This is a genomic window from Mycobacterium sp. DL99, from assembly GCF_004762045.1.
In the GTDB taxonomy this organism is placed as follows: Bacteria; Actinomycetota; Actinomycetes; order Mycobacteriales; family Mycobacteriaceae; genus Mycobacterium.
The window spans coordinates 1,142,026-1,162,846 of the sequence record NZ_SJOM01000007.1; the positions used below are offsets into that span (position 1 = coordinate 1,142,026).

At 64.8% G+C, this 20,821-nt stretch carries 27 protein-coding genes, 4 tRNA genes and 1 pseudogene; 19 read left to right on the top strand and 13 right to left on the bottom strand.

Annotation, left to right across the window (positions count from 1 at the left end; all coding sequences use genetic code 11):
- The 5 genes from EYZ64_RS32195 to EYZ64_RS05695 all read left to right on the top strand — a co-directional run.
- Positions 1 to 191, top strand: a 191-nt coding sequence (locus tag EYZ64_RS32195; RefSeq protein WP_210115470.1) for a hypothetical protein, incomplete at its 5' end; no start/stop codon positions are given.
- A 72-nt stretch (positions 192 to 263) separates the two neighbouring features.
- Positions 264 to 1,424: an N-acetylmuramoyl-L-alanine amidase gene (locus EYZ64_RS05680; protein WP_135452594.1), complete on the top strand. Its 1,161-nt coding sequence runs from the start codon at positions 264 to 266 to the stop codon at positions 1,422 to 1,424.
- Positions 1,421 to 2,440, top strand: coding sequence for a hypothetical protein (locus EYZ64_RS05685; protein WP_135452596.1), 1,020 nt, complete (start codon positions 1,421 to 1,423; stop codon positions 2,438 to 2,440). Before EYZ64_RS05680 ends, EYZ64_RS05685 begins: the two co-directional genes overlap by 4 nt.
- An 11-nt stretch (positions 2,441 to 2,451) precedes the next feature.
- Positions 2,452 to 2,694, top strand: coding sequence for a holin (locus EYZ64_RS05690; RefSeq protein WP_135452598.1), 243 nt, complete (start codon positions 2,452 to 2,454; stop codon positions 2,692 to 2,694).
- Positions 2,691 to 3,107 (top strand): hypothetical protein, encoded by a 417-nt coding sequence (locus EYZ64_RS05695; RefSeq protein WP_135452600.1) that lies wholly within the window; start codon positions 2,691 to 2,693, stop codon positions 3,105 to 3,107. The genes EYZ64_RS05690 and EYZ64_RS05695 overlap by 4 nt, the downstream gene beginning before the upstream one ends.
- Positions 3,108 to 3,277: 170 nt before the next feature.
- On the opposite strand, the gene EYZ64_RS05700 is transcribed toward EYZ64_RS05695, so the two are convergent.
- Positions 3,278 to 4,321, bottom strand: coding sequence for a ParA family protein (locus EYZ64_RS05700; protein WP_210115471.1), 1,044 nt, complete (start codon positions 4,319 to 4,321; stop codon positions 3,278 to 3,280).
- A 187-nt stretch (positions 4,322 to 4,508) separates the two neighbouring features.
- Between EYZ64_RS05700 and EYZ64_RS05705 the strand changes: the two genes are divergently transcribed.
- A complete protein-coding gene (locus tag EYZ64_RS05705) occupies positions 4,509 to 4,706 on the top strand; it encodes a hypothetical protein (protein ID WP_135452604.1) in 198 nt (65 codons plus the stop codon).
- A 440-nt stretch (positions 4,707 to 5,146) separates the two neighbouring features.
- Here the strand turns inward: EYZ64_RS05705 and EYZ64_RS05715 are convergent, their stop codons facing one another.
- The 3 genes from EYZ64_RS05715 to EYZ64_RS32615 form a co-directional block, all read right to left on the bottom strand.
- Entirely contained in the window at positions 5,147 to 6,061 is a 915-nt protein-coding gene (locus EYZ64_RS05715) for an LAPAL motif-containing putative phage structural protein (protein WP_135452608.1), read from the bottom strand.
- 321 nt (positions 6,062 to 6,382) lie between these two features.
- A complete protein-coding gene (locus EYZ64_RS05720) occupies positions 6,383 to 6,943 on the bottom strand; it encodes a DUF2510 domain-containing protein (RefSeq protein ID WP_135452609.1) in 561 nt (186 codons plus the stop codon).
- A gap of 74 nt (positions 6,944 to 7,017) precedes the next feature.
- A complete protein-coding gene (locus EYZ64_RS32615) occupies positions 7,018 to 7,335 on the bottom strand; it encodes a DUF732 domain-containing protein (protein ID WP_353653702.1) in 318 nt (105 codons plus the stop codon).
- Here EYZ64_RS32615 and EYZ64_RS32300 point away from each other — a divergent pair.
- Complete coding sequence (locus tag EYZ64_RS32300) at positions 7,304 to 7,537, top strand: hypothetical protein (RefSeq protein WP_286174638.1); 234 nt, start codon at positions 7,304 to 7,306, stop codon at positions 7,535 to 7,537. The two genes, EYZ64_RS32615 and EYZ64_RS32300, sit on opposite strands and share 32 nt — an antisense overlap.
- Before the next feature lie 275 nt (positions 7,538 to 7,812).
- Here the strand turns inward: EYZ64_RS32300 and EYZ64_RS05730 are convergent.
- Positions 7,813 to 7,885: transfer RNA gene (locus tag EYZ64_RS05730), tRNA-Lys, on the bottom strand.
- Between the two features lie 133 nt (positions 7,886 to 8,018).
- Between EYZ64_RS05730 and EYZ64_RS05735 the strand changes: the two genes are divergently transcribed.
- The 3 genes from EYZ64_RS05735 (at position 8,019) to EYZ64_RS05745 (ending at position 8,321) form a co-directional block, all read left to right on the top strand.
- Positions 8,019 to 8,091: transfer RNA gene (locus EYZ64_RS05735), tRNA-Glu, on the top strand.
- A gap of 35 nt (positions 8,092 to 8,126) precedes the next feature.
- Positions 8,127 to 8,203 (top strand) — tRNA-Asp (locus tag EYZ64_RS05740).
- Positions 8,204 to 8,244: 41 nt separating this feature from the next.
- Positions 8,245 to 8,321, top strand: a tRNA-Phe gene (locus tag EYZ64_RS05745).
- A 141-nt stretch (positions 8,322 to 8,462) separates the two neighbouring features.
- On the opposite strand, the pseudogene EYZ64_RS32735 reads toward EYZ64_RS05745, so the two are convergent.
- A pseudogene (locus EYZ64_RS32735) lies at positions 8,463 to 9,543 on the bottom strand (site-specific integrase).
- A gap of 421 nt (positions 9,544 to 9,964) precedes the next feature.
- On the opposite strand from EYZ64_RS32735, the gene EYZ64_RS05755 reads away from it, so the two are divergent.
- The 5 genes from EYZ64_RS05755 (at position 9,965) to EYZ64_RS05775 (ending at position 13,939) form a co-directional block, all read left to right on the top strand.
- Positions 9,965 to 10,243 carry a hypothetical protein gene (locus EYZ64_RS05755; RefSeq protein ID WP_135452611.1) on the top strand — a complete coding sequence of 93 codons (279 nt, stop codon included), beginning with the start codon at positions 9,965 to 9,967 and terminating at the stop codon, positions 10,241 to 10,243.
- Positions 10,240 to 11,523: a hypothetical protein gene (locus EYZ64_RS32200; RefSeq protein WP_210115472.1), complete on the top strand. Its 1,284-nt coding sequence runs from the start codon at positions 10,240 to 10,242 to the stop codon at positions 11,521 to 11,523. The genes EYZ64_RS05755 and EYZ64_RS32200 overlap by 4 nt, the downstream gene beginning before the upstream one ends.
- Before the next feature lie 61 nt (positions 11,524 to 11,584).
- A complete protein-coding gene (locus tag EYZ64_RS05765; RefSeq protein ID WP_135452612.1) occupies positions 11,585 to 12,640 on the top strand; it encodes a hypothetical protein in 1,056 nt (351 codons plus the stop codon).
- A gap of 9 nt (positions 12,641 to 12,649) precedes the next feature.
- Complete coding sequence (locus EYZ64_RS05770) at positions 12,650 to 13,429, top strand: DUF2185 domain-containing protein (protein WP_135452613.1); 780 nt, start codon at positions 12,650 to 12,652, stop codon at positions 13,427 to 13,429.
- 48 nt (positions 13,430 to 13,477) lie between these two features.
- Positions 13,478 to 13,939, top strand: a complete 462-nt coding sequence (locus tag EYZ64_RS05775) for a hypothetical protein (protein ID WP_167857720.1) — start codon at positions 13,478 to 13,480, stop codon at positions 13,937 to 13,939.
- 384 nt (positions 13,940 to 14,323) lie between these two features.
- Here the strand turns inward: EYZ64_RS05775 and EYZ64_RS05780 are convergent, their stop codons facing one another.
- Complete coding sequence (locus EYZ64_RS05780; RefSeq protein WP_135452614.1) at positions 14,324 to 14,794, bottom strand: hypothetical protein; 471 nt, start codon at positions 14,792 to 14,794, stop codon at positions 14,324 to 14,326.
- Entirely contained in the window at positions 14,794 to 15,297 is a 504-nt protein-coding gene (locus EYZ64_RS05785) for a hypothetical protein (protein ID WP_135452615.1), read from the bottom strand. The genes EYZ64_RS05780 and EYZ64_RS05785 overlap by 1 nt, the downstream gene beginning before the upstream one ends.
- A 163-nt stretch (positions 15,298 to 15,460) precedes the next feature.
- On the opposite strand from EYZ64_RS05785, the gene EYZ64_RS05790 reads away from it, so the two are divergent.
- The gene (locus EYZ64_RS05790) at positions 15,461 to 15,661 is read left to right on the top strand and encodes a helix-turn-helix domain-containing protein (protein ID WP_135452616.1); all 201 of its coding nucleotides are present in this window, start codon (positions 15,461 to 15,463) and stop codon (positions 15,659 to 15,661) included.
- Between the two features lie 120 nt (positions 15,662 to 15,781).
- On the opposite strand, the gene EYZ64_RS05795 is transcribed toward EYZ64_RS05790, so the two are convergent.
- The 4 genes from EYZ64_RS05795 to EYZ64_RS05810 are packed head-to-tail and all read right to left on the bottom strand — an operon-like array spanning position 15,782 to position 18,590.
- Positions 15,782 to 16,600, bottom strand: coding sequence for a L,D-transpeptidase (locus tag EYZ64_RS05795; RefSeq protein WP_135452617.1), 819 nt, complete (start codon positions 16,598 to 16,600; stop codon positions 15,782 to 15,784).
- Between the two features lie 39 nt (positions 16,601 to 16,639).
- Entirely contained in the window at positions 16,640 to 16,822 is a 183-nt protein-coding gene (locus EYZ64_RS05800; protein WP_286174642.1) for an SCO6045 C-terminal-like domain-containing protein, read from the bottom strand.
- Positions 16,819 to 17,685: an MbnB/TglH/ChrH family RiPP precursor modification enzyme gene (locus EYZ64_RS05805; RefSeq protein WP_135452619.1), complete on the bottom strand. Its 867-nt coding sequence runs from the start codon at positions 17,683 to 17,685 to the stop codon at positions 16,819 to 16,821. The genes EYZ64_RS05800 and EYZ64_RS05805 overlap by 4 nt, the downstream gene beginning before the upstream one ends.
- A complete protein-coding gene (locus EYZ64_RS05810) occupies positions 17,682 to 18,590 on the bottom strand; it encodes a TIGR04222 domain-containing membrane protein (protein ID WP_135452620.1) in 909 nt (302 codons plus the stop codon). Before EYZ64_RS05810 ends, EYZ64_RS05805 begins: the two co-directional genes overlap by 4 nt.
- 288 nt (positions 18,591 to 18,878) lie before the next feature.
- Here EYZ64_RS05810 and EYZ64_RS05815 point away from each other — a divergent pair, with 288 nt between their 5' ends.
- The 3 genes from EYZ64_RS05815 to EYZ64_RS05825 are packed head-to-tail and all read left to right on the top strand — an operon-like array spanning position 18,879 to position 20,336.
- Positions 18,879 to 19,448, top strand: a complete 570-nt coding sequence (locus EYZ64_RS05815; RefSeq protein ID WP_135452621.1) for a YdcF family protein — start codon at positions 18,879 to 18,881, stop codon at positions 19,446 to 19,448.
- A 21-nt stretch (positions 19,449 to 19,469) separates the two neighbouring features.
- Entirely contained in the window at positions 19,470 to 19,712 is a 243-nt protein-coding gene (locus tag EYZ64_RS05820; protein WP_135452622.1) for a hypothetical protein, read from the top strand.
- Between the two features lie 24 nt (positions 19,713 to 19,736).
- Positions 19,737 to 20,336 (top strand): TetR/AcrR family transcriptional regulator, encoded by a 600-nt coding sequence (locus tag EYZ64_RS05825; protein ID WP_135452623.1) that lies wholly within the window; start codon positions 19,737 to 19,739, stop codon positions 20,334 to 20,336.
- Here EYZ64_RS05825 and EYZ64_RS05830 read toward each other — a convergent pair.
- A complete protein-coding gene (locus EYZ64_RS05830; protein ID WP_135452624.1) occupies positions 20,329 to 20,805 on the bottom strand; it encodes a DUF2834 domain-containing protein in 477 nt (158 codons plus the stop codon). The two genes, EYZ64_RS05825 and EYZ64_RS05830, sit on opposite strands and share 8 nt — an antisense overlap.
- Between the last annotated feature and the right edge of the window lie 16 nt (positions 20,806 to 20,821).

A 20,821-nucleotide genomic window follows, 5' to 3' on the forward strand; every position in this document is an offset into this window, starting at 1 on the left:
ATCCTCGCTGCGATCCTCGTCCCAGTGTCGATCATCGGGTTCGCCATCTGGCTCGGGGTGTGGTGGTGATCCGCGCACTCGCCGCCGGGACTGCCCTCGGCCTCGGCGTGTTCACTGTCGCGTTCCTGGCGTTCATGCGCGGCTGGCTCGGCGTCGACGGAATCCTCATCGACACACTCCACCACTTCTGAACTCGTAGCTCTCGCTGAATAGTTCGCCCCGGCACCACTCGGTGACCGGGGCTTCGTCGTGAAAGGACCCCGATGGCCGCCACCAAAGAACAAGTCGCGCAGCTCATCGTCGCTGAGGCGAAGGCCCGGGGCTACACCCGCGATGAGTGCCTGGCCGTGAAGTCAGCGCTGTACCAGGAATCGGGTTGGTCCGAGACCATCTGGGACCCGACCCACACCACATACGGCATCGCGCAACAGGACGGCTCATACCCGAACCGGTTCGACGGCGCTGCAGCTCAGATCAAGGGGTTCTTCGACAAGCTCGACACCTGGCGCAAGAAGCCCGGCGTCAGTACCGATATCTGGCTGAACATCTGCTGGATGCAGCAGGCCCCGAACTGGGAGAGCGCGGCCTACTGGTACGTCAACGGTCGGCGCGCCTACCTCACTGAGATCAAGTCGCGTATCGCGACTGTGACGCCTTACCTCGACAAGTACTGGCCCACAACAGGAGGAACCACGGTGCCCGACACCCGACCCGACTTCAACGAGTTCCCCCTGTGGTCACCAAGCAACAGCAGCCGCGGCGGAACCAAGATCGACGCCGTATTTCTACACACTCAGGAAGGTGGCGGCGGCAACTCCGCAGCCGAAGACCTCGCCAAGTACCTCGGCAACCCAGCCAACCAAGTCTCCTACCACTACACGATCAGCCAGGCGTCCGACGGCGGTGTGACCGTAGTCGACGTAGTGGATACCGACTACATGAGCTGGTCGGTCCTCTCAGCGAACAGTCGATCGATCAACCTGTGCTTCGCCGGATCCCGCGCGTCATGGACCCGGGACCAGTGGATGAAGCAAGCCAAGGCCATCGATGTCGCGGCGTATCTCGCGGTACAGGACTGCAAGAAGTACGGCATCCCAACCACAGTCATCGCACCGCCATACACCGGTCGCATCCCCGGCATCTCGGACCACCGTTACGTCACTCAGGTACTCAAGGACGGATCACACACCGACGTGGGGGATCAGTTCCCGTGGGACGTGTTCGCCGCGGCGGTGAAGAAGTACGCGACTGACACAACGACTCCCGCCCCGGCTGGCCCGACGCCGATCCCGCGCGAAGACGCTGACCTTCAGCTCGTCACGCGGTTCAAGTGCCTCGGTGACCGCACTCTCGTTGAAGCGGCCGGCGCGATCGGCGCAAAGCTCGGCATCGATGGCTGCTACGACACCAAGGCCGAGAAGTGAGGATCGCCGGCGATTACGTCGGTCTCGGTCTTGGGGATAGCTCCGACGAAATCCGCAAGATCAAAGCGTTCATGCGGAACAAGTTCCGTTCCTACGCCGGGAATCTCGCGGATACACCGTTCTACGACGAGCAGATGACGGCCGTTGTCGCCGAGATGCAATCCCGCTACAACGCCGACGGTGACCTGAAGGCCGGGCTGTACATCTCGGGTGTCATCAACGCTGAAACCAAGTACGCCATGGGCTATCTGAAACGCCCCGTCATCGACACCCGCCCGCTGCTGATCACGGTGTGCGGTACCGGTGTTCCGTGGTGGGTGGGCCCGGACGCTGACACTGCCCGCGCGTTGGAGGCGCAGTACTTTTGGCAGCCGGTCGGGTATCCGGCCGCACCGTTCCCGATGGGCAAGTCGATCGCCGCTGCGAACGCTGAGTGCCACACCCAGTTCAATCGTGCTGATCCGGGGTTCATGCACCGCGAACGCATCGAGGAATACGGTCTCGCCTTGGCGGGGTATTCGCAAGGTGCGGTGGTGATCTCGGAGTTGTGGGAGAACCACATCAAACCCGACGGCGGCTCGCTGCATTGGGCGAAGCCGTACCTGACGAAGGCTGTTGCGTGGGGCAACCCGAACCGTGAAGCGGGCAAGGTGTGGCCCGACAACGGCGGATCCCCAATGGCCTCCTACACCTCACAAGGCGTGTCGTCGAACGGCATGCGCGACACCCCCGACTGGTGGCGCAACTACGCCCACCAGGGCGACCTGTACGCAACGTGTGAGCCGGGCGACTCCCAGCAGGACAAGAACGCTATATGGCAGATCGTGCGCGACCTCAACGTGTTCACGGGCCCCGATTCGCTGCTGGCGCAAGTGATCGAACTCGCAGAGATGCCGATACCTCGGATCATCGCCGCGTTCAAAGCGCTGATCGATGCGGGCATGTTCTTCGTCAAACAGACCGGCCCGCACGTGAACTACGGCATCCAGCCGGCAATCGACTACCTACGCAACTGAAAGGCATCACCATGCTCACCCTGCAGTTCTGGAAGGACGCCGCCGACCGTGTCCTGTCCACCGCCGCGTTCGCCTTCATCGGCTACCTGGTGTCGATCGACGGCTTTGACCTGTGGTCGGTGAACTGGAAGGCCGCTATCAACGTCACGGTGATCGCGGCGCTCGGCTCACTGATCAAGGCCGGGCTGGTCGGCAAGCTGCCGATCGGCATGCCAGACTCGGCAACCCCGGTGAAGCTGGACGCCCTCGGATGAGTATGGACTGGATTCCAACGGCTGCCCTGATCCTCACTCCGATCCTGTCCTGCGTCGGCATCGTCGTGGGTGCTTTGATCGGCCGTCGCGCGGGACTCAGGCAAGCGGACGCCGCGGTGCATGGTGCGCAAGCGTCAGCACGCCAGGCCGTAACCGCCGACTGGAAAGCCTTCTCTGACAGTTTGCAGGCGCGGCTCGGCGCGGTCGAAACACGGTCCAGCGCTAGTGAGGCTCGCCTCGATGCGGCCGAAGTACGGGCGTCGGCGGCTGAAGCGCGTGCCGCTCACGCTGAGAGTTTGTACAAGGCGGCATTGAGTTATTTGCGGGAGGTTGCGTCATGGTTTTCCAGTCGGTGGCCCGGAGAGGTGATGCCCGCCCCGCCGACCGAACTAGAAAACGAACTGCGGGACTAGGCCCGGGAGCTGCTGTGACTGATCCTCAGCTTGAAGTTCACCGCACTATCTACATCGCGTTCGTCATCGGCATGTGCGCGGTGTTGCTGACAGCCGTGCTGCTGATGTAGCGCCGCCGCCGCACTGGCAAAACCGCCCCCGACTTCGGTCGGGGGCGGCTTTGTCGTTGTCTAGATAACGCTAGCCAGGTATGCCAGTTCACGCTGGTAACGCAACACAGACGAATTCACCTGTAGGCGCTTGCCCTCCACGGTGTGGAACTGTCCGGTTTTCAACTGTGATATAGGAATGCTCTTAGCCCCGCTGATGCGACCGGATGATACGAAATCATCAGTGACGACGAATGATTCGCTTGGGGGACAGTCGAAGAGATGCGAGTAGTTATTGGCGATTGATAGGGCGCGTTCGATGTACATGCGGGACGCTCGGTCTGGAGTGGACTGCTGCTGACTCTTGGATCCGACCATTGTCATCACAATCGCGGCCACACGTGGCGCATTTCGGCCACCAGCGCGCTCGTTCCATATTGCAAAGTCTTTGTTCGGATTCGATAGCAGTTCGAGGGTGAGCTCCAGTGATGCGATCGAGTGCTCGTCAACTCGGACGGGGATCACTACTGCGTCGGCCGCACACCAGGCGAGGTGTGTTCCACCCGCGTAGAACGGGCTTGTATCCAGCAGGATGCCTTCAACGTTCAGTTCGTTGGCCTGGCCGTCGAGAACAACACGGAGTGAATCTAGTAGCGCACCAACAGCGCTTGGGTTGCTTTGTGCGTTGGCGATCTGCAGCTGCTGATAGAGAGTTGATGGGAACGCGAACATCTCAGGAGATCCGGGGATTACCCAGGTTGGCTTCACTGCCTTGAATGAGTCGCAGTACTTGGAGACCCTGTATGCCACATCCGACGGGGGCGTCCCGAACGCTGGCCCCAGCAGCACGGGCTGCAGAGCATGGACGATATTTACCGGCGGATCGTCAGCCTCTTGCATCAACGCCTCGGACATGTTGCATTGGGCGCATAGGTCGGCGACTAGCAGCGAGCGGCTTTTTGCCAGTTCGTAGGCGAGGTTGAATGACAGTGTGGACTTTCCCACGCCGCCACGCAGCGTTGAAATGGCGTACGTCCGATATCGCGGAGTTCCGGTCCGGACATGGCCGTCCTCGACCACCTCCTTGTGGATCGCGAGCACGCGGTCTAAATCGGATTGCGTCAAAGTGGGCATCCTTTGCACTTCGGTAGAGGAGAATCGCTGTACGGTGCAGAATCTGCAGGTTGTGCAGGTGACACTGTAACACGCAGGTGGTGCAGGTGGATGAAAATACTGCAGGTGGTGCAGGTCTGGCGAGTATCACCCAGATCGACCTAGGCGTTGTCGACGATCCAAGCTATGGTGACGCCTCGTGTCCGAGCCGCTGAGTGTCCGCCAGAAACCCCGATCGAACGCCGACCTTGCGGATCTGACGCTGATCGTCCGGCCACCGGGTAACCCGTTCGAGATCCGCACCTTCACCGACGACCAGCGCGCCGAAGCTGAGCTCTACGCCGCCGAGCACGGCGGCCAGGTCGAGTCGCTGCCACTCGCACCGCCGGGTTCCTGATGCCTGTCGTCGGCGATCTGGTCCGTACGACCGACGGCAAGTGGATGGTCCTGCGACCACAGCACTGCCCGGCCGGCCACCCGCTCACTGGCGGCAAGGTGCTCGTCGGACACGCGCCATGCGGATGCGATGAGCGCGGCGGACACACGACGTGGCGTTGTCTGCAGTGCGATGCGGTGACATACGGGCCACCACTAGCTGAGGGATGCCAGCCGCTCGCAGGGCCTGGGCGCCGCGACTGGGCTATCGGCGGTTAGCCGCGAGGCGCTTCCCGCTTTATCAGGTGAGTGATGCCGATTGTGACAGCGACAATCGAGGGGGTCATAACCAGCGCATTGGCGTCTGCGTAGGTGACCAGACAATAGGAGAACGCACCAGAGGCCAGGCCGATCAATGTCAGCGCCAGGCTGGCAACATCGAGCCGGCGGCGCGAAGCTCGCCTATATGTCGTCGTCACCTGCCGTCCTCCTGTGACTTTCGACCTTCAGAACGGTCCAGTTGGTGCGCGTGCGTCCGTTCTTCACGATCGTATCCTCACGGACCTGGAGGCGGAAGACATCGCTATTGCTGATCGGCAGCCCTTTCGCCACCTGCTTGAGGAACTCGGCGTCTTCGACCACCGCTTTTCGCGCCCGTCCGCCTGCTGGCTTCACCCTCCATTTCGTTGAATCGGCGAAGTCGATGGTCTGCATCTGAGCTGACACCTCGAAGGTCTCCACGGTCTCCGCGACGTCGTCCGTAGGGGCGACGCTGTTGTAATCGGCGCGCTTAAGCGCGAACTGCTCCGGCGCGTTGTCGGCCTCGCCGCTCTCATCGCGGCTCGGCGCGGGGCCACTGACGTCTAGCTCGGATACTCGCGTGTCGCTGAGCGGCGCCATGATCGCTCTCAGGTGCTTTTTGCGTCGTCGCTTTCGCTTGTTCAGCTCCCGCCACACAGACTCGGGTACCTCGTCGGACGTTTCGTCCTGCCAGTTGACCTTCACATTGCCATTTGTGAGGTACTCGAAGTTCTTAACATCTGCCCTAATGGACTTGGTCGACCACCAAATCAGCGTGGCTACTGACGGAACTCCCGCTGCCGTGGCAACGTTCCTCGCCGCCTCCCAGTTCTCGGTGACGACGCGTACAGCCTCGATGATGAAAGATCCCTCTTGGGCTGGACGCACCCACATTTCCGAATCGGCAGGACCCTCCGCATGAAAGACGTGGGCCTTGTCGAAGTCGCTCACTATGCCTGCGAGTCCCTGAAGAACCTCTGAGACGTGCGCGGCTCGTAGTTCATGCAGCGTGACGCCGTTTTCGTCCTCACCGACGAAACGAAGCGTCAGTGAGTCGACGATGGCTTTGTCGGTCACGAAATGCGTCCCCTCACTTCGCCGCTAGCCCACCCTGTTTTGGGCGTAGCCCTTGCAGCACCCCGTTTGACTGCGTGAGTGTATTGCCGCGCGCAAGATGTCATTAACGCGTTGGTCAAACCGTGATCCAGCACACTCTCAGCGTCTGTGGGCAACTTTGGCCGGCAACATGCGCGCGCATGCGCTCCTCCAAGAGAGAATCGACCACCGCGGTAGACCGCACTGGCTCGCCAGCGGCCGCGCGTGCTCGCCGGTACACGGCCAGAACGCGGAGCTCCGCGTCAATGCTCTCCATGTTCCGCGTGCTGTCGGGCTGGTCCATTACTGGAGCTCCGGGTGGACCATTCCGCTGTCGCGGATCTCCCAGATCTGATCAGTGTCGATGCCGCCGAAGTTGATCTTGTCCAGAGTTTCGCGGGTGTAGACCGCATTCAGAATCGTGTCAGTCGATGTGTTCCCGTATTGATCCTTCATGGGGAACTTGCCCTGCACCACAACCCGACTAGCCTGCGGATAATTGCCTCGGGCGTACTGCAGGATCTCCACCGTCTTCATCTGGGCGCCCCGCTTGATCATGCCCTTCGTCAAGTTGTCATGAATCTCGAACTCGGCAAACACAACGTCACCCGCAGACCCAGGCTCGGTACTGAAGGTCACCCCTGACGGTGCGCTCGGAGCCTCTGGGGTCACGGGCACAACTGGCGCCGCTGCCACAGCTTCTGCGGTGGTTGTTGGGCTGGAGGCGGATGACCGGTCCTCGGCCTTGTGATCCTTGTCGTTGTTGCCGCACATTCCCATCAGAAGCAGAAGGGCGAAAATCCCGGCTACCCAAGGCCACACCTTTCGTTTCGAGGTGGGCTTAGGCGCTGCGGGCTGTGTCATGCGCGGGATGCTACTGCCACTGGCGGGTGGCGCGGAGCGGAATCTATCTGACGGATTCCTCAAGCAGCGGTGCTCTAGGGACAGTTTGGGTAGGTCTGCATCGCTGTCAGCGTGAACTGGTCAGCTTGAACTATGCCGCTCCCTGACGCTTCCGCATACTTCGCATTCACTAAGCCCCGGGGCATGCCCTGCTGCAGAAATGCGCATGTCACGTGCGCATCGTGAGCTGCCGAAGCCTCGTCGACGACTGCCCATCCCTTCACCCTCAAGCTGGCGATGAACTGCCGATCCAGTGATTCCACGACTGCTGGCGGGAGAATGCCGGGCTCTGGAGTGGGCGCGGCTTGCGGCACCTGCACAGTGGACTGCACAACCACGGTCGTCACGGTCACCGGCGGCGGGGGCGGCAGTGGGGGAGGTGCGGCCTTCGGGAGCGGGGCGACCGTGGTCGTTGCGGCAACTGGTGTCGCTGGCGCCGACTCGCGTCCCATGTGCACGTACGCCAACACTGCGGCCATCGTGACCAATCCGGCGGCAGCCGAGACAGCCGCAGTCGTCACCCAGAACGGCCGGCCCGATCCCGGCTCATTCTGATAATCATCAGGATCATCGAGGGACCAGGCGTAGGCAGACTGAGTGTCTGCTTCGGCGACACCAGCCATCTCTGTGGGCGCCGCTGCTTCCATAGATTCGACCGACTCCACAACCCCTGTCGGGTCGGCACCATCCCCCATGCGCTGATGGTAATCGTCGCCACCGTCAGCCGGGAGCGGGTTTCCGCATCCGCGCTGGTAGCGAGTTTGGGTACAGAAATCTCCTTAGGGTGCAACGTTGGGTACAGCGTTACTGCCGGTACTGGCTTTGACCAGTGCCCCCAGTAGGGCTCGAACCTACGACCTGCGGATTAAAAGTCCGTAGCTCTACCAACTGAGCTATAGGGGCGCGAGAAGACAGGGTACAAGATGGATGAAATTGGTGTTGCGACCACCGGGTTTGAAGATTTGGGCATCCGTACCCTAAGCTATCGAAGCTCCCAACGGACACGTTGTGAACACCCCGGAGAGATTCGGATTAGGCCCCCATCGTCTAGTGGCCTAGGACGCCGCCCTTTCACGGCGGTAGCACGGGTTCGAATCCCGTTGGGGGTACGCATCGCGGAAACGCGGAGCACGCAGGAAAGCAAGGCCCTGTGGCGCAGTTGGTTAGCGCGCCGCCCTGTCACGGCGGAGGTCGCGGGTTCGAGTCCCGTCAGGGTCGCCATCACGGCGAGGCAGTTCGGTTTGTGAGAGCCGGTGCCTTCCGGCCAGGTAGCTCAGTTGGTACGAGCGTCCGCCTGAAAAGCGGAAGGTCGCCGGTTCGATCCCGGCCCTGGCCACCAAGAGAACCACCTGGTAGCAGGTGGTTTTTCTCGTTTCTGGGTCAGGTTCGGATCGGCCCGATGTGACACGAGGTGACACGCTGGCTTCCTTATTCCTCCGGTGGCGCTCGTAGGTGACACCGGATGTGTCATGTCCTGCACCTACTTCGCGTCCCTCTTCTGCTTACCCGCGGTGATGCTCCCAAGGGTCGCGGCGGCCTCGGCGAGGGCATCGTTGCTGGAGTGCGCATACGTCCGCAACGTGAAGCCCGGCGTCTTGGTGCCCGAGCCACGCGGCTATCACCACGGTGGGGACGCCGTTCAGGTGCATCAAGGTCGCGCATGAGTGCCGCGCATCATGGAGCCGGACGTGGGAGACCAGCAGCGGCGAGTGCCTTGCGCCAGGCCGCGGTCAACGTGTCCGGGTACGGAGCGACGCCGAGCTCGTCCACGACGACATAGCCGGAGTCCTGCCACTTCGATCCAAGCGCGAGCTTCTGCTCCTTCTGCCGCTTCCGAACACGGCGTAGCGCAGCCGCCAGATCCTCAGGCATCGGCAACGTGCGGACGCTGGTCTTCGTCTTCGGAGCTCCAGTCGTTGCGCCGCCCGCTGTGGCGAGGCGAGCGGCCGTCACGGCGAGGGTGCCGGCGTCGAAGTCGATCGCGTCCCACGACAAGGCGAGGATCTCACCCCGGCGAAGGCCGAGAACTGCCAGCCGCCAAGCGATCCCGTAGCAGTGATTGTCGGTCGCGGCGAGCAACTGGGAGACCTGCTCGGCGGTGAGCGTCTGCATCTTCTTCTCGGTGTCGGTCGAGAGGGACTTCACCAGCGCAACTTCGTTGGGGCGTTCCAGGTGCCCATGCGACTCGTCCCTGCCCGCAGTGCCTGCACCACGGCCTCGACGTCGTCCTTCGTGATCGACTGCACCGGCCGGCCGCCGAGGTGGTCGACTATCGGGCGCAGGTTTGTCACGTAGGCGCTCATGGTCTTCGGGCGTATCCGCTGCCCAAGCAGCCAGCTGTCCACGGCCTGTTGCACGGTGAGCTCCGACGGCGCGACATGTACGCCGCGGGAGCGATCGGCCCCGGTGCCCTGGTAGTAGTCGACTGCCTGTCGCAGCGTCTTGAACCGACGACGGGTCTGCTGCCGCTTGCCGTCCGCGCCGGTCACTTCAACTCGGACCTCGTACCGGCGCACGGAAGGGAAGTCGCGCACGGTGACAAACTCGGGGATCTTCGCCATGCGCTGCAGCATCTCAGGCGCGGCCGGTACGGGCGGTGCGACCAGAACGACACGCCGAGCTTCCGGGTGTCCTCGATGCGCAGCGGCGACCGAGTGTCTGTCCCTGCACCGGAATACCTTCACCAGGTGGCGTGGGCCGAGGTGTCACCGAGCGCGTGCGAGGCGTGCGGCGCGGAGCACGAGCCGGGACAGACTCTGGTCGGCTGGGACCCGGGCAACCCCGGCCATCGGGTCTATCACTGCGGGAGCTGTGGTCGCACCACACGGGTGCCGGCGAATCAGGTCACGTTGCGACGGGTACCCGAGCAACCACGGCGGCGACAGCGTTGAATCCACCTCCGCGGCGCGCAGTCTCGTGTCGATGCGGCCGCAAAGTGTCAGGTAACCTCACGACCAGGTGTTCGCCGGTTGGGGGATTGGCATGGCAAACGAGTTGGAAGTCGATGCGGCTGGTCTGTGGGCGGCGGCCGCTAGCAGTGATGCGACAGCCGCGCAGTTGGCCAACGGGGCCGTAGGAGGTGGGCCGGGCGCGACCCCGAGCCAGGCCGGGGTGGCCGCGATCCTGGCCGCCGCCCAGTCCGTCCGCACCCGGCAGTCGCACCGCGTCTCCGGCCAGGCCGACGCCCTCTCGATGGGCGGCGCACGCTACGACACCACCGACGACGACGGCGCCGCCGCGATCACCACGGTGTCCGTGTGAGCGCAGTCCCTTCGCGCTCGGGTGCCCTCACCCGGTCGAAGATTGAGGAGTGGCCCACCCAGCGCCTCGACGACGCGGCCACGCAACTGCGCAGCATGGGCAGCCAGTCCGTCGCGCTGTTCGACGAGCACCGTCGCAACATCGACTCGCCCGGCGGAACCACGTGGGAGGGCAACGCGAAGGACGCCGCTCTCGACAGAGTGACAGCGGACACCGCGGTGGTGCGCCAGCAGACCGCCGTCCAGAACGAGGCCGCCGACATCGCCGAGAACGGCGGCCATGATGTTCGGGCAGCCAAGCAGGAAGCAGTCGGGGCGATCACCGCTGCCGAGGCCGACGGGTTCCGGGTCGGCGAGGACTTAGCGGTGACTGACGCCCGCCGCTATGACATCACCACGATTGTCGAGCGGAACAAGGCGGCCAAGGAGCACGCCGAGGACATCCGCTGGTACGCCGAGCGCCTGGTGCAGGCCGACTCCTTCGTCGGGGAGCGCCTGCAGACGAAAGCCGCGGAGCTGGAGGCGATCCCGTTCGACGGCGAGGGCGAGGGACGCGGCAGCGAGGGCACGGTTCAGTTCGTCAGCAACGAGTTCAAGCTGGACCCACCGCCTTCCGACCCAGGTCTGCCACAACCACCCGGCGGGTGGAGCGACGACCCCGTGATGGAGGACGCGCAGCGCATCGCCTACGGCCACGCCTGGAAGAAGCACCTCGGCGACTTCAAGGGTATGACGCAAGACCAGCTGGCCAAGCTCGTGCACGACATGCTCACCGGCAACCCACAAACCGATCCGTCGCTACACGTGGGGCAGATTCCGGGGAGATCATCGACGGCGATCTACAAGGACGGCATCGTCGTGATCCACGACCCGTTGACCGGGGACGGGGGCACGGTCTATCGGCCGACCGGAGGGTTCGACGAGTTCGTGCGACTGATCGGCGGCGCTGGGGCCGCCCCCATCATCGGTGCGCCTCCGAACCTGCCACCGACGGTTCCGCACCCGATCGAGAACCCCTTGCCGCAGCCCGCTCCACACGTGCCCGCCCCGCTGCCGCCGCCGCTGCCCGCCGATCCGAGTGGGCTGCCTCCGTGGCTGGCGAACCCGTCACTTCCCGCGATACCGGTGTCGCCGGAGGGTCCGTTGATCCTCCCGAACACCCCGTTGATGCCCGGCCCGGGTGTGGATCTGAGCCCGGGGCAGATCAGTGCGCCCGTGGCGACAGTGGGCGCAGTGGGGCTTGCCGGGATACTGGCGTTCCTATTCTTGGCGCCGGGCTGAGGGTGGTGATTCGTAGTGAGGGAGATGCGGATGCTGGAACCTGGACTCGGGGTGATGCGCGATGAGTGAGACCGCGGCGTTCGGGCACCGTCACGGGGACGAGTCCCCGTGGGGTCGTGTCCTGGTCGAGTCCTCGTTGCTGGACTTCATCTCGGCCCAGGTCGACGGGTGGGCTCCGTTGCCGGCGGCGGAGGCGGTGTGGCTGACCGACACCCCGATACCGGAGGGATGGCAGACGCTGTCGGTTGCCGACGCCGCCGCGACTCCGCTGCGCGTCGTGGGAGCCACGGTCGAGGGGCGGCCCGGGTGGGCGGGACTGCAGGCGCTCAGCGCTTTCCGGTTCACCGGCGTGCCGGATCCCGACGAGTTGATCACTCACGTGGACAGGGGCCTTCGGGACTGGAACGCCGAAGGAATCCGGACCAGCGAGATGGTGCTGCCGAAGCTGCCCGGGGTGTGGGGAGTGCGCGCGAGCGGCTACATCACGGTGAGCAACGAGTCGCTGTGGGTCGAGTACTGCACGCATCTGCGGGGTTCGACGGAACCCCAGCAGGGTCTGGTAGTCGAGCAGATCTTCGCGGCTGCCGCGGGACCGCGGATGCGGCTCGGTTCCGGGATCGGCGCGCTCGCCGCCGCTGCGAGCGACGCGTTCCTCGAACACATCGGTGCCACACCGGCTGATGTTGCGACAGCAGCCGCCGGCCACGCCGAGCAGCTGGAACGTGACGTGGCGGCCGGCCCAAAGCTGTCGGGGGAGCAGAAGCGGTTCTTGGACACTGCGCTGTCGGTGTGGGGTGGGGTCGCGGCCAGGCGGCCGGTGCCGATCGATGCGCTCGGCTACGCGGATAGGGCCGACTTCGACGCCGACGTTGTCCGGCTCCGCGACCAGCTCACCTGTAACAGGCCAAACCTGTCGACGTTGGACTGGACCCGTATCCAGTTCCTGGCCGAGATCAGCTGGGCCAGCGACATGATCGGCGCGGGGGTGGAGTTCGAGCTGGTCAACCCGTTCACCGACGTCGAAGCCCTCGCGCTGCTGCGGTCCGTTCAGCGTGCGTTGATCCGCACGGTGGATCCGGCGGTGCTGTTCCCGGGCGCGGACACCGACCGTGATTAGTAGGTAGGGGTGGCGAACAAGAAGTTCTACTTGTCAGCCGAGCACATCGTGCCGGGCCTCGCTCCCGAGGACGGCGGCCTTGCAACCGACCGAGTCCTCGTGGACGGCCGCCCGGTGGGCTACATGTACCGCGACGGATCGGGATGGGTGTTCACCGCGGGGGACGAGACGCCGCAGTACCTTGCCGAACCCGGTCATCTGAACGTGGTGTCGCTCAACGTGATCGCGAACTACGACCGCGCGATTGTCCCGTACCTGCAGAGTCCGCCGGGGGCTGCGTTCATCCGGCACGGGGATGCCTTCGTGGAGGATCCGGAGGGCGCGCCGCGTGAGCCGGATGAGCCGACACCGCCTGCGCTCAACCCGCAGTTCCCCGTCATCAGCGGTGACCACGAGCTCACCGAATCGTGGGTTCTCACGGTGCCCGAACCGATGAACTTCCGCATCGATCGCGACTCGGGCTCGTCCTCGGCTGTGTTCTGGCGGCCGGGCCTGACGGCGATGCTCACGCCGTGGGGAAATCCGAGGAACGACGCCCCCGCCGTGCGCTTACAGCAGGTGCGGGGTCATGTCTCGCCGCGCGGGTTCGACCACACCGAGTGGTCGGAGGACGGTGTGCATTACCTGACGTACCGCCTGGCCGAAGCGGCTGGAGACGGCCGGCTGCCGGCGCTCTACGGCTTCGCGGTCAGCAGCGCCGGCCACGTGCAGTTGGCCGTGTACTTCGACACCGGCGACGATCTGACCTCAGCGCAGGCACTGGTGCGGTCGGTGAAGAACAGACTATGAACGGGTTCACGCTGCCCGGCAACCAAACGACGACGGGCTGCTCCGCACGTGTTTGAGTTCGTGGAGAACTACCGGAACGTGACCATCCCCGCTCCGGAGATGGAGGGCGTGACGCTCACCTGCAGCCTGGGTTCCGGCCTCAGTAACAGTGATATCCCGGATGGTGTCACATGGCAATTGCGCGAGTTCTGGGGTCGCACTTCCGGCGGGCTACTTCTCGTTGACGAGCAGTTCGGAATATGCGGGTTGACGCTCCACGACCCCACCCAGGCGAAGCAGCGGTCGCGCGAGAGGGCCGAGGACGGCTACGAAGTTGATTCGGATTCGGACTGGGTGCTGGGTGAATTCGTCGGTGACACCGACATGCTTATTGTCGACGCCGATGATGCTGTGTTGATTTCGGCGGGTTCGTATCCTCGTAGCGACTGGTACAGATTCGAATCGCTGTCCGACGTGTTGAGTAAATACGTCGAGACAACCGCCGAGAAGTACTGGGAGCTGGCCCGATAGTTGAGCCGGGAGGGCTTGTTTGGCTTCCTTCCGGACGGCGGCTGGACCGAATGCACAGTCGACTACCGGACGCTCAGCTCGATCGCCGAGACCCAGGCAAGGCTCGTGAGTGCTGATGGCACCGAAGCGCTGATCCCAACAGCGAAGGATTTCAGGTTCGGGTTGAAGCACTTGAGAGACCTCACTGGCGAGTCACGGCCGCGGAGCCTGGCTCTCAGCCGTCCTCACCGCCACACCGGACGGCAAGTGCACGTTCGACTACAACTACGACGCCCGACCGAACTGGACCGTGCAGCCCGCCGACGAGACGTACATCGCAGACTTGGAGAAGTACCCGCGCCCCGCCGACCAGATTCCTGACTGGTACCCGCGTGGGTAGCTGCCTCAGTCGGGTTGTGCCTCGTACCAGGACTCGCCGGTGTTCAGCTCGCGCACATCGATCCCCGCGGAGGTGACCAGCTCTTCGGGCGTCACGAAGTACGCCATGCCGACCGGATCCCCGGTGTACCAGTAGAACCAGCGTTGCGCGCAGCCGCGTCGCGCGGCGATCGTCGCGAACCGCGACAGCACTCGCTCCAGGCTGGCCGATGCCCGACTGCCCTCACCGTCGATGTCACGGACCATGAAGTCGTCCCCGTCGAGTTCGACGAACACTTTCCCGTCGTGGGCACGGATCGATCCACGCTGCACGAGGACGTCCGCGTGGGCCATGGCCACCACCATGCCGCCGATCAACTCGTCGGCCCACTCCCGGGCCTCTTCCTGGGGTGCGAAGTCCCCGTTGATGAACACGCCTCTTTCCTGGCGGTCCTTGCTCCACTCACCGAAGAGCTGGTAGGCCGTCATCTCGTCCATCACAGGACACCTCGCAGGTCGATGAGGTCGCCGTCAGCTGTGTAACCCTCGACCGGCCGCAGCGCGTAACCGGGTGGGATGTCGCCGGTCCTGTAGTACGAGATGAAGATGTCCGCTGCCTCCTCAGCGTCGAACACCTCGGCGGTACTGACGAACTCCGGGCCGCGAGGCAACTCGATCGGCACGTCCAGCGGTGCCTCGCCCTCGTGTGGGTGGCCGATGAAGTACCGCACCCAATCGGCGCCCCACTGCGCACCTCCGGGCTTGCGGATGTCCAACATCATCGCCTCGGCTCGGCCGGCCGCCTGGATGTACTCCGCGGTGGCCACGTCGCGGACCTCCTCGTAGCTCTTGCCCGGCGGCAGCGCGTAGAAGGTGATGAACCAGCGCTCGGTGCCGTTCAGCTGGCGCAGCGGGCTGACGAACTGCAGGCGACTGGAACCACCACCCTTCGTCGTGGCCCAGCCGCTGCTGAACTCCATCACGTGCGAGGGGACTCCCATGAAGGTGAACCTATCGGGCCGAGATGCTGACCGACCGAGTCAGCGAGCTGACGCCACGCCGAGATGTAGACCACGCAGCGAGGTGCGCTCAGCGCGACACGCCGAAAAAGTACGTGATTCCGGCTCGCTTGGAGGTGTCCGAACTCCGTGGCGCGATTAGTGCATGAACGAGAACCAGTCACCCGACATCGCCACCGCGGTCGCCGCGTTGCTGGCCGCCGTCGGACAAGCACAGCCCGCGGCTCCGTCCGCCCCCGTCACCATGCTGACGGTGAAGGAGGCCGCCGAGTACCTGAGGTGCTCGGAGTCGCTGATCTACGCCCAGATGAAAACTTCGGCGGGCCAGTTCGCCTGCTTCCGGTGAAGCAGCCGAAGCTCGACGACACCCGGGCGACGCTCCACCAACTCCAAGTCAACGCGGAGTAGACCGAGCCTCAGATCGACTGCTGACAACGATCGTCGGAACCGTCGCGGCGCTTCTCGATTAGATCTGCCAATCGTTGGAGCCATCGTGCCGGGAGTAGGTGCCGGTGGAGTTCTGAACGATGATGGGATCGCCGGCGCCGAAGTTGTCGAAGAACCACCTCGCGTTGGCCGGGCTGATGTTGATGCAGCCGTGACTGACGTCGCGCTTGCCCTGATCGTCCACCGACCACGGAGCGCTGTGCACGAAGTCGCCGCTGTCGTCGAACCGGACGGCCAACTCGACCGTCACCTTGTAGCCGTACGTCGAGTTGACCGGGACACCGTAGGTCGACGAATCCATCACCACCGACGGCATTTTTTCTTGAACGTAGTAGGTGCCGTTCGGAGTCTGGTGGCCGCCGGCTGCCATACCCATCGACATCGGGATGGTTTTCTCCACGGCCCCGTTGCGGGTGACGGTCAGTTGGTGTGTGGAGTCGTTGGCCGTGGCCACCAGCGCGTCCCCGGTCTTGAAGTTGGACACCGTGCCGGCGGCATCGACGGTGACCGCGGTGTGGGCGGGCCAGAAGCTCAGCGGACGCCAACGCAGCTGCGTGGGGGTCATCCAGTAGAACTTGCCGGGAACTTCCGGGACCGACGAGACATGGATGGCGTTTTCGGTGGCACCGGCGTCGTCGACGGGGCCGGGGAAGTTGATGATGATCGGCTGGGCCACACCGACGGTCGAGCCGTCGACGGGGACGAGCCTCGGTGGCTCGAACGGCCCCGGATCTGCCTGCGCAGCACCGGCACCCAACATGAACGCACAGCCCACCATCGAAGCCGCTCCGGCCGCCTTCAAAGCGCCGAAAAGTCTTCCCCTCGTCCAGTCACTCATCTCACCATCGTGTCACGCTGGTCAGGCCTGTCCGGTGTTTCAGTGGCACACCGACCACCACCGGCGCGGACGAGGGGTGGCACCTGAGTGCGCGTCGCGTTTGTGTCGACACACCTCGCCGGCCGCGGCCACTGCCGTCGGATCGAAGCCGGGTGGCACGGGGCCGCCGGTCACCAGCGCCCGGACCAGGGCTTCCTGCCGCTGAGCCAAGGTGTCTCTCATGCCCACGCCTCCCTCGCCCCGGCGGTGATCGATGGAGCTCCGGCCGCCGTGGCGATCGCGTCCAGCTCATCGAAAAGCTCTGCGGCGGGTGGGAACCGGCCGTCGCGCTCCAGCATGAACGGGGTATCGACCCGTTCCCGCAGCGCTGTGACCAGGTCCAGCACCTCCGTCGGAGTCCGATCGGTGTGGGTGTCGTGGTAGAAGTCCTCGCCCTCCCGACCGCCCGCGACGTGGCTGTAGGCCACCCGCTCCACCGGCAGGCGCGCGATCTCCCGCAGTGGATCACGTCCACGGTTGCGGGCGTTGGCGTAGACGTTCGCCACATCGAGGACCAGTAGCACCCCGGTGCATTCCACCAACTCGGTGAGGAACTCCGATTCGGTGAGATCGGACTCCGGCCATTCCACAAACGAGGCGATGTTCTCCACCGCGAGCGGCACCGGCAGTTCGCGCCGGGTGCGGTCGATATTCGCCGTCAACACGTCGAGCGCCTCCCGGGTGCGTGGCACCGGAAGGAGATGCCCGGCCTCGATCCCGCCGGCCCGGACGAAGGCGATGTGCTCGCTGACCACCGGAGCGTCGAGCGCTTCTGCGCAGGCGGCCAGCCGCCGGACCCGCCTGGGCTGCACGGGTTCTGCGCCGCCCAGCGAGAGTGCGACGCCGTGGGGTACCACCGGAACACCGCGGGCGACCAGATCCGCCAGGGCCGGTTCGGGCCGGGCTCGACGGCGGCGGACCGGGATCGATTCGGCGATCACCTCGCAGAACCCGGGCCGCAGATCGGTGATCACCCCGGCGATCTCACGCCGCCAGCCGATACCCACGTCGCCCAGGGCGGGCACGGTGCGGGTCGCGGTGCTCATCCGCCGCAACCTCCGCACCCGCCACAACCACCGCACCCACTGCAACCGCCGCCACCGTCGCCCCCGCAGGACGCACCGCAGCCGCCGCCGTCGGCTCCGCTGGAGGAGCTGCCGGCCAGCTGCACGGAGGTCGAGTAGTCGGCGTCCAGCGCCCACAGCGCGCCGGTACCGAACAGTGCCACCGACATCGCCACCGCCGCCGGACCGTAGGTGTCGAAGGCGGGCTGCTTCGCCGGTTCCAGATAAGCCAGTTCCTTCTGTTGGGCGGCCAGTAACCGACGGCCCGCGCGGGTCAGGCGGTCGACGCCGAGCAGGTGTGGGAGCACGAGTGCTGCGCACAGGACCGTGGCGAGCACAACCGCGGTGAACGTGACCGCGTGGATCGGGTGGTCGGACAACTGGGTCGCCAGGTACACGCCGTAGCCGATACCGAGCGTCATCACCACGATCGACGGCGCTGTGCCCCAGCGCATGCGGGCCCGTTCGGCCCCGGTCCGCACCAGGCCGCGCTGGCTCAGTTGCTCTTCGAGCGCAGCGAGTTCGTCCCGCGATGCGGCATACAGACCCGGCACGGTGTGCTCCGGATCGGCGGCGACCCGTTCCAGTACCTGCCCGGTGAACCGGTCGGTCTCCGGGCTGGGCACGGCGCGGTCCACCCGTCCGTCCGCGGTGATCCGTCCGGTGGCGCGCAGGCTTGCGAGTGATGTCACCACCGGGGCGATGTCCGATCGCAGGAATGCCAGCTCGGACGCGCTGATCGGTTCCGTCACCGCAGGCCGCCGCGGAGTCATGGCGATCCGCCAGACCACCGCGCAGACGATCGCGGTTGCCAATGCGGCCAGATATCCGTACCCCACTGGGGTTATCGCCTCGGCGTACCGATCAAGCAGGTTCTCGATCGACATCACATCACCTCCTGGTGTTCGGTTTGGATCACCTTGCTCGCGTCAATGCCCCTTACCGGTCACAACTTTCAGGCGAAACCCCGGTCGTGCGGCGCCGCTGAACCAGCCAGCGTGCACGGCGGGGGACAGGGGCCGTTGAGGACTTGGTGGCTGTTGTCTGAGGATGAGGAAAATCCGTGCTGTCACCGGGTGAGCAGGTCGGCAGGCGCGGATGCCACATCCGTCCGATCGGTAACATCAACCCCATGGGCAACGGCATTCACAAGCGTCGCGGCTGTCGGGAGTGAAATGCGCAACTGCCTGAGGGTTCTCGTCGTCGCGCTGGCATGCGCACTGACCCTGACCGCTAGTCCGGTGACCGCGCAGGCCGTCCCGCCCGTGGCCGGCAAGGATTTCACCAAACCCGCCATCGTCATCCTCGGGTACGGGCTGAAACCCGATGGCTCCATGCGCGCCATCCTGTACCACCGCGTCCTCACCGGCCTCGCGATCGCGCAGGCGTTTCCGCAGTCTCCGGTCATCGTCACCGGCGGCAATCCGCAGAACGGTCAAACCGAGGCCGCGCAGATGCGCAATCTGCTTGTCATGCTTGGTCTTCCGGCCCGCCGCATCATCGTCGAGGACCGGGCGAACAGCACCGTGCAGAACGCGCAGTTCTCGGTTCCACTGGCGAAGAAGGCCGGCGCCACCGGCATCATCGTGGTGACGTCGTCGACGCATCAGGGCCGCGCCGATCAGAACTTCGCCGACGCCGGCGGCAATGTGCTGGCCACGGTAAGCTTCCCCGACGGCAATCCGTCGGTGAACATCGCCCAGTTCGTGCGTGATGTGCTGAGTCCATTGACGCCGATCGGTTGACCACCGGGTTACGCTGCGGGAATGGGCAGGATCGTCATCGGGGTCTGTGCGCTGGCCGTGTTGCTGGCGCCGTCTGCCGCTGCGGAACCGGCAGCCCTGGATCCGACCGGGAATCGTTCCGGTGGGCCGGTGCCCACAGTCAACGGGGTTCCGTGCGTGGGCGGCAACCTGGGTGTCTGTCTGAGTTTCCGGCAGAACCGTCCACCGGCCGCCAGTCCGGGTGCACGGTCCAGTGTTGGCCACACCCCCACCGTGCGTCGCTGATCGGCACTACCATGACAGCCCGAGATGAACAGTCCCACGACGTCGGTTGACGCCGACAAGAGCGCGTTCCGGTCGCGCCTGCTCGCCGCCATGAACGAATCGATCGTCGAGGACGGCTATCAGAACACCACCGTCGCTGACATCGTGCGCCGGGCGAAGACTTCGCGCCGTACCTTCTACGAACATTTCGCCAGCCGTGAAGAGTGCTTTGTCGCGCTGCTGACCAGCGTCAATACCCAGCATGTGCGTGAGGTCGCGGGAGGAGTCGACCGGAGCGCGTCCTGGCAGGACCAGGTCCGTCAGGCGGTCGAGGCGTGGATCGCCTCCTACGAGGCCAATCCGGAGCTGATGCTGGCCTGGATTCGCGATCTGCCGACGCTGGGTACCGCGGCGCGGGCGCTGCAACGCGAGTCGATGGAGCATTTCATCGCCATGGTGCAGGCCATGACGAACAACGAAGCGTTCCGCGCGGCCGGGGTGTCGATCTCGCGGCGTCGGATCATCATGATGATCGGCGGGTTGCGTGAACTCACCGCGATCACCGTGGAGAGCGGGGACCAGGTGGGGGAGATCACCGAGGACGCGGTGCTGGCGTGCACTGCGATGCTGACGCCGCTCAGCTGACGGGGACCGCCGCCTGTTGGTGTCGGCGCTGCCGTTCGATCGTGGCGAAGTAGAAGGCGAACGCGAACGCGAAGCTGGTGAACAGGCTCGCCACGAAGAACAGCCAGGGGTGGCGGATGCCGCGGCGCAGCCCGTCGATGATCGTAAACAGCGGCAGCAGTATGACATTGGCGATCGTGTAGTCGGCGCTGGCCGAGCCGGCCGCGGGGTTGGTGTACCCGAGCGCGATGAACTCTTGCCAACTTCCCGGGCCCCAGATCGGGTTGCCGTCCGGTTGGGCGTACTGCGCGACGAACTTCATGTTGAAGTACCAGCAGATCGGGATCGAGGCGAGGCCGACGACGTAGTACGCCAGCTCGACGCGGGACAGCGCCGGCCCGGGCGGGCGCGAGAAGACATGCGGATTGAGGCGGATGACGAGCGCGACGACGGCCACGCCCAGAACTGCATGAACGATGATCGACACCATGGCGTGAGCACACTCT